Source organism: Baia soyae, assembly GCF_004341445.1.
Lineage (GTDB): Bacteria > Bacillota > Bacilli > Thermoactinomycetales > Thermoactinomycetaceae > Baia > Baia soyae.
In genome coordinates this window covers 22,122-36,507 of sequence record NZ_SLXV01000032.1, presented here as the reverse complement: position 1 = coordinate 36,507, position 14,386 = coordinate 22,122, and the positions used below count along the sequence as shown (strand labels likewise).

Here is a 14,386-nt window from a genome sequence, read left to right as displayed (position 1 = left end):
GGGACACCTCTCTATGGTTTAGTGGGCACTTTACCATTTCGAAGAAAGGTGTCTTTCTCCTTTTTATCCCATTTTTTGGTTAATCAACACACCTGATAAAATATGATTTAACAATTATATACGATAATATTTTCTCATCTTGATTGATTTGAGGCATGAAAGTGAATTTTTCACCCTATATACAAAATATAATATCCATATTTGGAAAAGTCATGAATTCTTTACGAATGATAATGATAAATTTATGCAAATGAATGCATTTTCATGAATGGACAATATGGTTAAATATGAATCGTATACATATTGACCAAAACAGAAATGGATATAGGATGAAAAAGAATATACATTGATATACAAGCGTTGGTAACGCTTACAAAATGGAGGTAAGAGATTTTACAAAAAAAACCTGTATACAACGAATATAAATAAATATAAAATCATGCTAGTACTTATGAAATGACATAAATTTGACACTATCATTTATTTTGACAATACCATTTATAAAGGGGAATCGAACTATGTTGGAGACAACTCAGAACGGTCTCAAGCGTTCCATGAAAAGCCGTCACTTGTTTATGATTGCACTTGGTGGAGTATTGGGAACGGGTTTCTTTAATATGTCAGGTTATGCAATTCAAACAGCTGGTCCACTCGGATCCGTATTGGCTTACTTAATTGGCGGACTCATTATGTACTTTGTGATGTTATGTTTAGGTGAATTATCGGTAGCGATGCCAACAGCAGGCTCCTTTCAAGAGTATTCAACCCGGTTTATCGGTCCATCGCATGGCTTCGTTGTAGGCTGGCTCTATTGGTTAGGTTGGGCGGCAACAGTAGCTCTAGAGCTTGTTATGATTGGTGGAGCTATGCAGCGTTGGTTCCCGGATATTCATATAGTAGTCTGGTCTATTTTATTTGGATCTGTGATGTTTTTAGTAAATGCATTTTCCGGACGTAGTTTTGCTGAAGCAGAATTTTGGTTTGCTAGTATTAAGATTTCTGCGGTGGTATTGTTTATCCTCATTGGTGGAGCGGCTATGTTTGGCTTCATCGATATTAAAAGCGCAAGCTCAGCCCCACTGTTTTCTAACTTTACAAAAGATGGACTTTTCCCAACGGGCATCAGCTCTATTTTTGTTACGATGCTCGCGGTAAACTTCGCTTTCCAAGGGACGGAATTAATCGGGGTCGCAGCAGGGGAATCGAAAGATCCAGAACGTGTAATTCCACGCGCAATTCGTCAGACCGTATGGCGCACAATCTTATTCTTTGGTCTTGCGATGACCGTACTAAATGCGATTGTACCTTTTAAACAAGCGGGTGTACTCGAAAGCCCATTTGTTTTCGCGCTCGAACAGATTGGTGTTCCATATGCCGCGGACATTATGAATGCGGTCGTATTAGTTGCTCTACTTTCCGTAGCTAACTCGGGACTATACGCAGCAAGCCGTATGTTATATTCCTTATCGGGTAATAAAATGGCACCAAAAGCGTTTGGGAAAATTAATTCTTCGGGCGTACCATTTATTGCTTTGTTAATTAGTTTTGTAGTAGCGGCCCTATCTTTCCTAACATACTTCTTACCATCTGATAAAGTATACCAAGGCTTGATGAATATAGCGGGCATGACGGCTATTCTCTCTTGGATCATGATCTGTGCATCTCAATTTTTCTTCCGTCGCAAATATCTTGCACAAGGTGGAAAAGTAGAAGATTTAAAATACCGTACACCTTGGTATCCATTTGTTCCAATCTTTGGCTTCATTTGTTGCGTAGCGGTATTTGTAAGTAACTGGTTTGATGAGGCTACCAAGATCTATGTGCAATATGGTGTGCCTGCTGTGCTAGTGATGTACCTCGTTTACTTCTTGTTTATGAGAAAGAATGGTGGGGAAATCAAGAAGCAGAAAGCGGATTTCATGTCGATTATCAATACAAAGAGAAAAGAAAAGGCTTAATCAAATACGAACAAATATATTTATGAATAACAAGGGGTTTCCATTAGGAGGCTCCTTTTTTATGTTTGTGATTAGGTTTCATTGGAGAAGATTGAGATGAAGAGATTCCATTAGGAGGATGAATGGCATGAGAAAGAAGTGGGCAATTGGTTTTCTAGCTTTCGCTTTATCCTTATCGCTTACAGCAAATGTGTTTGCATCTACAACCTTTGTTGGAGATACACATCATGGTCCTTGGTATTCTGATAATCCAGAGAATCAGGGAGCGTTTGGACCTATGGGTACCTCCTACTCAAAGCTACGTTGGAATATCTATAAAAATGACCCTAGTAGTTCTGGGGGTCTATGCATGAAGGTACAGCAGCAAAAAAAAGGTGTTTGGTATGATACAAAGGATAAAAAATGTGGGGCAAACATTACGATTACCCATCGAGCGTACCAAGATACCCAATACAGGATTAAAGTAACTCCTTCTTTTGGAGGGGCTCAATTCCAAGGTTCTGTAGAAGAGGTTAGGTAGTTTAAGAGAAACCAATCCTTCCGTGATATGATGAATAGTGTTGGCTATGCCGAAGTGAGGGGCCTCCATATGAGAGGCTCCTTCTTTACGTAGAGGAGAGGTTAATGGATGAGCGAGTCACAGGTGGTTATAGGGATTCCTGGTAGATGGGAAGATAGATCTGCGTTAGTTAAAGCAGTAGGAACTTTTTCTCTGTTGACATTCCTTTCTACCGTCCGTATACTATTAGTTAGCCAAGGAAACTAATTGCAGAAGGGGTATTTTTTGTGGAAGAACATTCTATTACGATTCCTCCTAACGCGCGAGCCCGTCTAGGAGAAGTGCTATTACAGATATCGGATGATATTCTAGATGCGGTAAATGCTACGCTGAAAGAGTTCCAGATTTCCGAGAGCAAATTTGCTCTACTCATGCTACTATTCAATACAAGAGTAGAACAGCCATTACAGCCGTCCGAAATCGCAGATTATCTAGGAATCAGGCGAGCATCTGTAACCAAGCAGTTAATTTGGTTAGAAGAACACCAATTGATTACAAGAACTATCATTCCTGAGGATCAAAGAAGGGTTCATGTCACGATAACCGAAGAAGGATTTCGTCTTCTAAATCTCGCTTTACCTCACTACTGGCAGACCTGTGCGGATCTCACAAACAAATTAACAGAAGAAGAGACCGCTCGCTTGCTGGAGTTGCTAACAAAAATGGATATATAATTTTTTTTACCCTATTAGTTAGCTTGACTAATTAAATATCAAAAAGGTGGAATCTATATGAAAAAGTCAGGAAACACAATCCTCATTACAGGTGGAGGTTCTGGAATAGGGTTGGCTTTTGCAGAACGCTTTATAAAGGCAGGGAATCGAGTATTGATTTGCGGCAGACGTGAAAGCGCTCTGCAAAAGGCGAAAGAACAATTCCCAAGCCTCATTACGTATACATGCGATTTGACAATCGAATCTGAGTGTATCGCGCTGTTTGATTGGGTGATCGACAATCATCCAGAGGTAAATGTACTAGTCAACAATGCAGGAATCCTGCAACGTTTCAACGTGTTGACAGCAGATGTGAAGGATAATTGGAGCTACTTCAATCAAGAAATGATAGCAAACCTAGAAGCGCCGATCCATCTGACGATGTTATTTGCACCATTTTTTGCTAAAAAAGAAGAGGCGACGATTATAAATGTGTCGTCTGGGCTAGCATTTACCCCGCTTGCCGTTACTCCGATCTATTCAGCCACAAAAGCGGCAATTCATTCCTTTACGATGAGCCTAAGGCACCAGCTTTCCGATACATCCGTAGAAGTGATTGAAGTCGTTCCGCCAGCAGTAGCTACGGATTTGGGAGGAGGATCATGGTTACGTACACAAGTAGAAAAGTTAGATGACTTTGCAGATGGTATCTTCAAAGGGTTGGAGGAAGGTAAAACGGAAATTGGATACAGTACTTCCGCAGCCCGCTTGCGTATGTCACGAGATCAAGTGGACGAGTATGTAGATAAAATGTACAACGCGATGAAAGATTCTATTGCATAGCGATAACAAAGACGGATCCATTGCTAAATATGCAATTTAATGTAGTATATGGATCATTTTATTCGTTGTACTATTAGGCTTATGTTTATAAAAAGGAGCCAAGATGAAATGAAATCAAAACGCTTTATTGCAGGAATGATCGCTTGTAGTGCCATGTTAACAGGTGCAGAACTAGCTCTTCCTTCCTTTACACATGCAGCAGACCATACGACCCCGGTATCTTCTTCACAATCTTCCACTCCAAAATACACCGTTGTAGGGAATGCAATAACAGAGAACTATACTCTGGATAAATTTAGTGACCATTTCGCTCAATTTACTGCTACACATTCATCTATGGTACGGATCAGGATTACAACAAGCCAAGTAGACTCTAGCAAAAAAAGCTTTTCCTCTACTTGGGGTTTCATGAGAGTGGATGATACAGTTGCGACTGATAAATTCCTAGTTCCAGTTGCTGCGGATCGTAACATAAAAAATGGAGAAACAATCGAATTTTTTGCCAGAGTACTACCAGGTAAGCTATACGTGTTCAATGCCCTCAATTGGACAGGCGACCAACTAAATGGAATAAAACCCACCCCAATTACCGGCACCATTACGATCGACTATATAAAAAATGAAGGCAGTAATGGTGTGCAATAGTCAAAGAAGCTATTTTAAACTTGAGTTGCATTATGTGCTTACGTTTGCGAAGGTGTAAAAAGAGCCTGATTCTTCCACCGTGTAGATAGGGAAGAATCAGGCTTTTAGTATCTAGAAGAATAGTTAAATAGCGGAAACATTTACAGCTGAGGGGCCTTTGATACCATCCTCAATGTCAAATTCCACTCTTTGCCCTTCTGCAAGGGTTTTAAATCCATTACTGACTATGGCAGAAAAATGAACAAATACATCTTTGCTACCATCCTCAGGTGTAATAAAGCCAAAACCTTTTGATTCATTAAACCATTTTACTGATCCTTTTAGCTTAGACATATGTATATGGCTCCTATATCTCAAATTATTATTCGCAATATTATATTATCATGATTACTTTAAGATGTTAACTATTAGCTACTCTTATGTTTGTGAAAGTGTAAAAAGAGCGTGATCTTCCACTTGTAGATAGGGAAGAATCACGCTCTTTATTTTTTGATCATCCATACACGTTGGGTTAATTGTATTTAGATACATCCAAACTTTTCTTCGAGTTCCCATCGTATAAGACAGCTGTCTTGGCTTTGATTTTCTCGCCGTTATAATCAAAGTCTTGATTAGAATAATTCACAATTACCTTCATATCTTCTCCAAACTCTGTACTTTGTACCAAACGGTCTTGGGATAAAGTTTGGAATCGAGTCATTGGCTTTGTAACCGCTTTTTTATGAAAATTAGACCACATGTTTGTATAGGACGTAATCATATCTTTGTTTTTGCTCCATACATTTCGATCCAGATGATAAAGCGGTGGAACATTATATAGCAATTCGCTAAGCATTCGGTTTCCAACTTCATCTTTTATTTTGAGGCTTCCCCATTCCCAATGATGGCTGGTAATAACCGAATCGTTATAGACTAATTTATACAAAGGAATTGAATACGCAGGATCGATGTAAATCGATCTATATTGTGATTTAATGGGTACTGATTTGCTATACCGTTCAGGAATAGAGCCATCTGGTGACCAGTATGCTCCTACATAATAGGGGCTTGTTTTATTTTCTCGCATGTCTGGATCGCCCCATTTGATGACAGGCGTTTCGATGCCGTGTGCATATGAAATGACACTACTAGCAAAGTCATTGCCGCCTTCCGAGCCAATCACCATTTTTTTGTCGTCTCGAATATAGCTCATTCTCTGCAATCTTGCGTTCATATCTTGTTCTTGTGTCGTAATGTGATTGGGCGAATAATCATCGAATACTTCACCTGTCGCATCACAATCGATAAACCAAGAGTTATAGGGAATGCCATTTTTTAAGATTCCTGCTACCCGTTGTTTTACACTCGGCAATGATAGAGTTGGATTCAGCTTTCTACCTTTCCCTAAAAATCCTTTTTCTTTCTCGCCATTTTTCTTTGTAATGGTTGCCTGTTCGTATAAGCTAGGATCTTCAAAAGAAGCTGTATTCCAATCCGCGCCTTTCTTCTCGTGGATCGAGTGGTAAGAGTCGTATGGACCCACTAGATATCCAGATTGATTCGCTTTTTGGACTAAGTCTGGGTTCATTAATCCATTTGCCCAATTGGGCAAGCCGATCCAAGCATTTTTTATTCCCGAGCGTTGCATATCTTGGATCATTTCGGTGTCCTTTTTTCCCCACTCTTTGATGTCATCGATAGAATCAGTTAAGACACTTTTTAGCAGCTTTTTATTCAATGCGTATAATTCTTGTTCGCTTAAGCTATTAATTCCGTTTTGGATAAGCTTCTTTGATTCGTCATCTAGATTCTGAAAAACATCTTTGTTATAAAGTTGCTCCAGTTTCAAGATGGTATTAAGTGAACGTACAATCGTATTTTTTTGAGATTGATCCATATAACTTTGGTTCTTTATTTGACTGATAGTTTTCATAAACTCAGTAGAACCATCTTGTGAGTACTGCTTTAATAGCTGTTCGATCCAAGAAACCAATGGATCCGTTAACTTTGTTTTTAACTTCGGCCAATTGATATTCTCTTTCGTGAAGGCCGAGTCATTCCATAGATAGAAATGCGGGGCTCCATACAGCTTTTCGATATTTGGGTTTTCTTTTGCCTTCTCTTGAAGTGTTTTAAACTGACCTAGCTCTTTGATGTAATTTTTATATACCTGTGCGATCTCTACAGGGTTGTTTTCTGTTACATATAAGCGAAAACCATACTCCTTCTTTGGATTAATAGAAGGGAATTCATGCATAAAACTAAATTTAATTTTATCATCGGTTTGGAAGCGGATCGTATCATTAAACATATTATCTGCGATATAGACCATCGAGTACTTCTTGTTATTTAGTGCAAAGAACCTCATTGAAAAACTAGATGAAAACTCCATTTCCTTCTCATCTTTGAGATACTCTTTCCAACTTGGATCATTGCTTGGAATATATTTTCCTTCACCCAGAGGCAACGTGTAGTGATCTGCACTCACTTTTGGCCACTCAAACTCTTTAGCCCCTGTGGATGTTAACTTTATATCAAGATAGTGATCTTTTTTCTCCACTTTGAAATCCATTTTACTATCTGGATAACTCCAAGAGATGGACTGGCCTGTCTTTTTTAGATTCGTCACTTTCTGCTTGGGCAGAGGAAGTGATGCACTTTCCTTCACCCCATCTTTGTTGATAAAAATCTCGCCTGTTTCTGGATTTGCATCAAATCCAAAGTCCCGATATTGGAAGTTAAAAGGCTGATTGATCGTGGCGCTTACTGTGTTTTTTTTTGTGAAATAGATCATAACGCTTGTAATAACAAGTGAAAGGATCATCATAGGGATGATCAAACGTTTTATTTTCTTCATTTTGAATCTCCTCCAGTTGTTATCACTATAAAACTTCCATGTGACACCACTGTGACATACAGGAAAAAATCGATAACCATAACAAAGAGGACCTGATTCCCAAGATCATTTGGAAATCAAGTCCTCTATTCATGTTGTCTCAAGGGCTTTTGGGAAATAGATAGTAAACCGAATCGTCCCGTCTACTAGTTTGACCCCGTATTTTATTTGATGACGTTGTAAGATGGATTGCACAATGGCTAGTCCAAGCCCCGTGCCCGATTTATCCTTGTTGCGAGAGAATTCACCTACATAAAACGGCTCCCAAATTCGGGCGATATCCGTTGAATCTGGTAGATTTGTTTTATTTTCTATCGTGAAGAGGACATCATCATTTGCCTCCTCAAATCTAACTTGAATCGTGGGCCCTGCTGTATACTTGATCGCATTGCTTACTAGATTATTTACCACTTTCTCGATTTTGCTTGGATCTGCATATACTCGGATGGATGGATGGATTTCGGTCTGGATATCAAGATCTAGTTGTTTTAGTTGAATTTCAATTTGATGCTTCTCTAAACAAGAATGAACGAGTGAGATCAAGTGGAAATCTTTCTTTTTTAACTCTTCCCGCTCTACTCTTGAAAACGCTAGTAACTCATCAATCAAAGAGGATACGTTATCGATCTGCCTTACAATCGTTTGAAGATATGTACCATCGTCTAATCCATCTTGAATCCCGACAGAATATGCTTTCATTAAAGCCAGAGGAGTTTTTAGTTCGTGCGTAATATCAGACATAAATCGCTTTAGGTTTTGATTTTTCCTTTTTAAGTCATCGTGGGCTTTTTTGAGTTCATCACTCATTTTATTAATACTATCCGCTAATTCTTCGATTTCATCGTTGGTCTGGATGTTCACTTTTTTGAAGTCGAGACGAGAGATATCTTGTGAAATATCGGTTAATACCTTCAAAGGATTTGTAATTTTACGTGACCAGATCCAAACCAAAAAGAGAAGAATGGAGATGGCGAATCCAAAGGTGTAAATCATAAAGGTATTAATGACCTCAGCTGCTTCCCGAAAATGAACAATCGAAACCCCTACAACCATGATCAAATTGTCCTTCTCGATCAAGCTGGTTGAAAAACTTGATTTTAGCTTTCCTTGGTCATATAACACATACTGATTTTGTCCTTCTTTTACTTTCTGTAAGGTATCCTTGGTTATCCAGAATCTATTTAGATTGATTTTTTTCTTTGCTAGCTTTTCACGTAATCTCCAATTTAGATCATCTTCATTGTCTAAAATGGTTTCATAAACAATACTTACATTATATTTCTCTTCCAAGTCATGAATGAATTCATCCAAATTGGGAGTAGGGTTCGTCGTTTCCAGTTCGTGTACTACGGCTTGTAACTCTTTTCGAATCTGGTACCGATAGTATTGGGGGAGAAGGAAATAGTTCGTTAACATGGAAAGTGCGAAAAGGAAAATAATCGAAATCGAAATGGTGAGAGCTAGCTTGCTTCCGAGTTTATTCATCCACATTCTCCAAGCTATACCCTAAACCTCGATGCGTTTTAATGAGATTTGAGCCAATTTTTTCACGTAATCTTTTTATGTGTGTATCAACGGTTCGCTCGTCACCTATATAGTCGATGCCCCAGACGAGATCGAGTAGATCTTGTCTGGTTAAGATCTTTCCCTTATTTCTGAGAAAGCATCCAATTAGCTCCAGTTCTTTCTTCGTTGCTTGTAAATCTTGCTCCGATCTATACATTCTCTTTGCTTGGAAATCTACTTTTATATCTCCCAGATAGATGACTTTATCTTCGTTCATTAGTTTTTTTGCTCTCGTTAATAGGATTCCGGGATGAAATGGTTTCTTTATGTAATCGTCTGCTCCCATGTTTAATGCGAGCAATTCGTCTTCGTCTTCACTTTTGGAGGTTAGCATTAGAACCTTTACATTGCTTTGTTTCTTTATTTCTTTACATACGCTTAAACCGCTAACGTGCGGCATCATCCAATCTAAGACAACTAAGTCAATTTTGTTGTTGTAGAAAAGATCGAGTGCTTGTTCGCCATCTTCAGCGAGAAATACAGGATATCCTTCGCGTTCGAAGTAAGCTTTGAGGATTTTTAACATGTCCTTTTCGTCATCTACTATTAAAACGTTCATGGTTCCTCCGGTGAATGAAATTTGGTTTGTCTTCGCTTATTAGTATTATTCATAGTTTACTTCATTAATCGCTTAATGATTTATAATAGATGAAAGGAGAGTGTGAAATGTATAAGGCTATGACGACCAATCTGATGGTGGAAAGTGTAGAGGAAACATTGGCTTTTTATGAGGGGATCTTAGGGTTTTCGCTTGTTACATCCGTGCCAAATGATAATGGACAGTTGCAGTTTGCTATTCTACAGAAGGACAAGCTTAGTTTAATGATTCAACAACGAGCAAGCCTGACTCAAGAGTATCCAATTCTGGAGACGTCAAAAGTTCAGCCGTCGGTAAGCTTGTACATGGATGTAGATGATTTTGAACAGCTTTATATGGAGTTGAAGGAAAAGTGTCAGGTTCTCTATGAGCCTCATACGACTTTTTACGGAGCAACTGAGTTTGCGATTGCGGATAATAATGGGTATGTGCTTACCTTTGCAAAAGTGTAAAGAGAGGTTAGTTTTTCTGTCTCTAGGATTTAGTTTGGGGATTGAGGTTGCTCAGAGTGGGTGACCTTTTTTGTGTTGTTGGTGGATTGGAGAGTGGATATTGGAGGAAGACGGGGGCATGTATCTACCCACAGCTCAATAGTGAACCTGCGAGGATGTGGAAATGCAAGTCCGCTTCGTCCTTCTTCGCTTCGGGCAAGTGGCAAAACTCGCAAAGTACGCGGGGACATTGCCACAAAACGCCCTTGCTTCGAAGGACTACGCTAAGCAGGCTCACTAACATCGCTGTGGTCAGATACATTGCCCCTAGTCTGTTCCGATGTACTGGTTGCTTTAGAGGGTAAACTGTTGTCTAGTCGTCTGGTGGATCTGCTTCGAATTGACGAATTTTCAGGATCATAATTAAACACCTCCAGTATGCGAATATCGATGCTGTCGGGGTTATGCGGTTTTATATCAAGAAAGCTTAGAAATGTGTTCTAGTTATCTGGTGGTTCTCCAGCAAACTGACGAATTTTCAGGATCATGATTAATCACCTCCAGTATCAAACTATCAACGCTTCTAGTGGTACTAGATTATTGATTAAATCTAAATATACATTAATTTTAGATAATATAGTATATTATTTCATTATGGTCAGCAGCAAAAAACCCTTACTTAGAGTTGTAAAGGGTTTTTAAGGGATACGAATGTATTATTTCATTTAGTCATCTGGCGGATCTCCAGCGGATTGTCGCTCAGTCATTAGGTATTGAATTTGTTCATTCATCTTCATGTGTTCGTCACCTCCATTATGCCGTAATTGTACACTAATTTGGTAGAATCGTGTAGAGTATTTGGTGTGTTTTGTTAAATCTACTCTCTCGTAAAACTCAGCTAATTTTAGTGCTAACTGATGCTCTTGAGGAAGAAAAGAATGCTTTTGTGCGATTTCATAGGCGCATTCGAATTGATCTAAAGCTTCCTTATGTTTGGATTGCTGAAGAAAGCAATCTCCTAGAGCTTCAAGTGACTTGAAACGTAATAAAGCATCGTTTTCCTTCTTCGCCTTTCCTACAGCATCTTCTAAAATCGCTTGTGCATACTCAGTATCTCTTTCTTTCATATATAACAATCCAAGTTGAATAAGATTGTGTACAGATAAAAATTTGCGGCGAATTTTGCTTTCGAACTGTGAAGCGGTCTCAAAACAGATTTTGGCTTGTTCCAGATCACCAAGATGGATATAAGCACTGCCTAGCGTGGTCCAGAGTTCGAAGCAACGGTCAAAGTTTTTATTTCGGCGAGCAATATCAATCCCTTTTACAGCGTAGGAGATGGCTATTTCGCATTTTTTTCGCTTTATGTAGAGAGTTGATTGCAATTGATACATATTGAGTAGGATCTCTGTATCAATCTCATCTAGACATTGCCACATCTCGGATAGTGTATCAAAGGCATCTTCATTTCGCTCTAGCATCTCTGAATAAATCACTTTGCTAATCATCAGTTGATACTGTAGATATTTTCGTTTGCCGGAGCTTTGAAAAGCGGTCAGCCCGTTATTTACGAACTTTAAAGCAGTTACAATATCACTGTCACGAAAGGAAATACGAGCTAAGCCATAAAAGCTACCTGCCTTAATATTGAGGTGTACAATTTCAGGGAATTCCTCGTGGCTTTGTATAGCTTTGTAGTAGTAGTCTTTCGCCTTTGTCCAATTTTCCTTTTTGTAGTAGGTCTTTCCTGTCAAATAATTTACTACAGCTAAGTAGGACAGGCACTTTTTTTCCTGAATCTCACTCCGTAGACCTTTAATCTTTTTCAGAGCTTGAGAGGCATCGACAAAGTCAATTTCGTTCTCCACAGCGATTAATTGAAGTTCCAATCGCTTGATGGTGTGGTCTTTCTGTTTTTTTGTCTCAGATAGCAGCTGAGGGATTTGATCCATGGTGATGTCGATTTTGTCGAATAGACGGATGATCTTGTCTTTGCTCACTTTTTTCTTGCCGGTTTCGAAGTTGCTAATGGTAGCAATGGATAGGCCTTCTTCGGATAGTTCCTCGATTTTTCGTCCTAATCCCTCGCGTTTCTCCCCGAAATACGTGTCCGAGACCATTTAAAGAATACACGTCCACAGGGTTTGCCTCCCTTGATAAAAAAATTTCTCAAAATATTTTCAGCATGAACGGACCGTCTAGCTAGATTTTAGTGAAGCTTGTACAACCAAAAGTAAAAAAGGGGTTGTGTTCCTCCGAAATGATGAGAAAACAGGCCTGATTTTTACTAGGATGACACGATAATAATCGTTTATTTTACAAATTTGTAAATAATTTAACTATTTAATACAATCGGAGGTGAGAGGCCAGTCCTTACTGCGGAGGTGATCATCTCGTAGTTGTTCAATTGATCAGGAAGGTGTCGGGATCAGCATTCCACTTGGGCACGTGAGGTTGAAATGAATCTTGGAGTCAGGGTAGCGGAAGAGTGATCGATGTCTTGGGTGTAAAAAAGCCGTCTAGGGAACGGCTTGATATGAAATGGTTGTGTGAATTATACCACTCTTTGATTAGTTGAAAAATATTTACGATCCAAACCGCAGAAAAATAAAGTGTTGAAAGGTGGAATTGAAAATGCCTCTAACTCTTTACTTTTCCGAAGTAAAATGCCGAGATTGCGGCAGAATTGCAACCCGTAAACAATTTCAGTGCCGCAAGCCACAGACAGAGCAAACGTTTATGTGTCCTCTATGTAATGAAGAGAAGGCGCTTTATAAATATGATCGCGTGACGACGGTGGTAGATGATTATGAAATCCAGCGGTACACAGTGAATACAAAATATCATCGAAACGTTTGCTTGATCGCAGTTGGAACGATTATCATCAGCCGTCTAAAAAGGAAATTCAGTTCTTGAAAGGAGGATCGAAGTGAACGAAATTCGCTTTTGGTATAGCACGACTGAACGAACCCTTCACATCCTACACATCAAGAGCCAAATCAAGAAAAAGATTACTAGTCCTAAGAAAATACAAAAGTTTTTAGATGTGTACGGTCTTTCGCTCCAGGATTGCGTGGGTGTGTTTGAAGCATGGGACAAGCTCAGATTGTTTTCTAGGCACCGATTTTTTGGATGGAGAGCCATGTAAGTATTTTCATTTTTGTATCGTGAAACTCCGTTTACTCCAACGTTCCTGCTACTGCCCCTAGGTTGCTTTAGTTAGAACAGGTCTGCAATAAAAATAGGAGGGCCAGCCACATGAATAGGATAGATCAAGCATTTCAACATATAGATCGAGACGCGTTTGTACTACGAGAAGACGGAAGTCAAGTCACACAAAGCACAGCAAACTTCGCAATCAGAAGCGGACTCGAAATGTTAGACGTGCAAGAAGGAGACCGTGTCCTCGAAATCGGGACAGGATCAGGATTTAGCGGAGCATTGCTTTCCCAATTGGTTGGATTAAGAGGCTCTGTCGTTTCAGTTGATATTGAACCAGAGTTGACCAAGCGGGCACGAGAACTATGTAAGAAAAACAACATTCATAACACCCTTTTTATAACCGGAGATGGAAGAGACGGCTATGACTCCCAAAAGCCTTATGATCGCATTATCGCTTGGACCACTCCGCCTGAGTTCCCAGATACTTGGAAGAATCAAATACGTGAAAACGGAATCATTGTTGCTCCATTTCGAGTTCTTCCTATTGCTAGAGGTACGGTTACGGTTCGACTAAGGAATGAAGGTGGAGTGTTGCATGGGGAAGGTGTTAGTGGGGATGGGTATATCATGATGTCCTCCGAGCCTGTTAAGGATATAAGTCTTTCTGGAGAGAAGATACATGCTGGATTAGTAGGTGACGAAGATCATCCAGTCTGGGCAAGTTCGGAATGGATGAACAAAGAGATTTCGGGTCAAGAGTGGGCTGAGGTATTTTATCGCTCACAGCTAGAGACGTCCCCATTTGAAGAAAGCGGAGGAGATATCAGAGCCTATCTACTGGGAACGAATCCAGACGGTTTCACATATGCCTTCCACCCTGATTACGGATATTGGATAGGCTACAGCAGTCCAGGAGGTTTTGCCTTTGTTTGCGATCATGAGCCAAATCAATGGATGATCTCGGATCCGGAACATGCTGGTGTGCTTAAGGGTTGGTGGGATGACTGGAACGATCTCGGACGCCCTAGTTATGAACAATTACAGCCATTTTTTGTAGGGAATCAAGTGAAGGTGAAATTGAAAGGAGGTGTGTAAT

Annotated in this window: 14 protein-coding genes and 1 pseudogene; 10 read left to right on the top strand and 5 right to left on the bottom strand. The window is 39.6% G+C overall.

The features are described from left to right. Positions 1–518: 518 nt before the first annotated feature. The 6 genes from EDD57_RS10215 (at position 519) to EDD57_RS10195 (ending at position 4,658) form a co-directional block, all read left to right on the top strand. Positions 519–1,958: an amino acid permease gene (locus EDD57_RS10215; protein WP_131849360.1), complete on the top strand. Its 1,440-nt coding sequence runs from the start codon at positions 519–521 to the stop codon at positions 1,956–1,958. A 127-nt stretch (positions 1,959–2,085) separates the two neighbouring features. Further along, positions 2,086–2,478, top strand: a complete 393-nt coding sequence (locus EDD57_RS10210; protein WP_131849359.1) for a hypothetical protein — start codon at positions 2,086–2,088, stop codon at positions 2,476–2,478. Positions 2,479–2,586: 108 nt separating this feature from the next. After that, positions 2,587–2,724, top strand: coding sequence for a hypothetical protein (locus tag EDD57_RS14430; protein WP_165873765.1), 138 nt, complete (start codon positions 2,587–2,589; stop codon positions 2,722–2,724). A 20-nt stretch (positions 2,725–2,744) separates the two neighbouring features. Beyond that, the gene (locus EDD57_RS10205) at positions 2,745–3,191 is read left to right on the top strand and encodes a MarR family winged helix-turn-helix transcriptional regulator (protein WP_131849358.1); all 447 of its coding nucleotides are present in this window, start codon (positions 2,745–2,747) and stop codon (positions 3,189–3,191) included. Positions 3,192–3,248: 57 nt separating this feature from the next. After that, the gene (locus tag EDD57_RS10200; protein ID WP_131849357.1) at positions 3,249–4,013 is read left to right on the top strand and encodes an SDR family oxidoreductase; all 765 of its coding nucleotides are present in this window, start codon (positions 3,249–3,251) and stop codon (positions 4,011–4,013) included. A gap of 108 nt (positions 4,014–4,121) precedes the next feature. Further along, the gene (locus EDD57_RS10195; RefSeq protein ID WP_131849356.1) at positions 4,122–4,658 is read left to right on the top strand and encodes a hypothetical protein; all 537 of its coding nucleotides are present in this window, start codon (positions 4,122–4,124) and stop codon (positions 4,656–4,658) included. A gap of 123 nt (positions 4,659–4,781) precedes the next feature. Here EDD57_RS10195 and cspE read toward each other — a convergent pair whose 3' ends face one another. From cspE to EDD57_RS10175, 4 genes are all read right to left on the bottom strand, one after another. After that, a complete protein-coding gene (cspE, locus tag EDD57_RS10190; protein WP_131849355.1) occupies positions 4,782–4,991 on the bottom strand; it encodes a transcription antiterminator/RNA stability regulator CspE in 210 nt (69 codons plus the stop codon). Positions 4,992–5,169: 178 nt separating this feature from the next. Then, positions 5,170–7,494, bottom strand: coding sequence for a glycoside hydrolase (locus EDD57_RS10185; RefSeq protein WP_131849354.1), 2,325 nt, complete (start codon positions 7,492–7,494; stop codon positions 5,170–5,172). A gap of 129 nt (positions 7,495–7,623) precedes the next feature. Further along, the gene (locus EDD57_RS10180; protein WP_131849353.1) at positions 7,624–9,018 is read right to left on the bottom strand and encodes a sensor histidine kinase; all 1,395 of its coding nucleotides are present in this window, start codon (positions 9,016–9,018) and stop codon (positions 7,624–7,626) included. Beyond that, positions 9,011–9,658, bottom strand: coding sequence for a response regulator transcription factor (locus EDD57_RS10175; protein WP_131849352.1), 648 nt, complete (start codon positions 9,656–9,658; stop codon positions 9,011–9,013). The genes EDD57_RS10180 and EDD57_RS10175 overlap by 8 nt, the downstream gene beginning before the upstream one ends. A 107-nt stretch (positions 9,659–9,765) precedes the next feature. Between EDD57_RS10175 and EDD57_RS10170 the strand changes: the two genes are divergently transcribed. Beyond that, positions 9,766–10,149, top strand: coding sequence for a VOC family protein (locus EDD57_RS10170; RefSeq protein ID WP_131849351.1), 384 nt, complete (start codon positions 9,766–9,768; stop codon positions 10,147–10,149). A 704-nt stretch (positions 10,150–10,853) separates the two neighbouring features. Here EDD57_RS10170 and EDD57_RS10160 read toward each other — a convergent pair. Beyond that, positions 10,854–12,248 carry a tetratricopeptide repeat protein gene (locus tag EDD57_RS10160; protein ID WP_131849349.1) on the bottom strand — a complete coding sequence of 465 codons (1,395 nt, stop codon included), beginning with the start codon at positions 12,246–12,248 and terminating at the stop codon, positions 10,854–10,856. A 514-nt stretch (positions 12,249–12,762) separates the two neighbouring features. On the opposite strand from EDD57_RS10160, the gene EDD57_RS10155 reads away from it, so the two are divergent. The 3 genes and pseudogenes from EDD57_RS10155 to EDD57_RS10145 all read left to right on the top strand — a co-directional run. Continuing rightward, positions 12,763–13,044 (top strand): hypothetical protein, encoded by a 282-nt coding sequence (locus tag EDD57_RS10155; protein ID WP_131849348.1) that lies wholly within the window; start codon positions 12,763–12,765, stop codon positions 13,042–13,044. A 13-nt stretch (positions 13,045–13,057) separates the two neighbouring features. Then, on the top strand, positions 13,058–13,276 hold the full coding sequence (locus EDD57_RS10150; RefSeq protein ID WP_131849347.1) for a hypothetical protein: 219 nt from the start codon (positions 13,058–13,060) through the stop codon (positions 13,274–13,276). 101 nt (positions 13,277–13,377) lie between these two features. Continuing rightward, positions 13,378–14,385 (top strand): annotated as a pseudogene (locus EDD57_RS10145) (protein-L-isoaspartate O-methyltransferase family protein); the annotation flags it as partial. Position 14,386 lies beyond the last annotated feature (1 nt).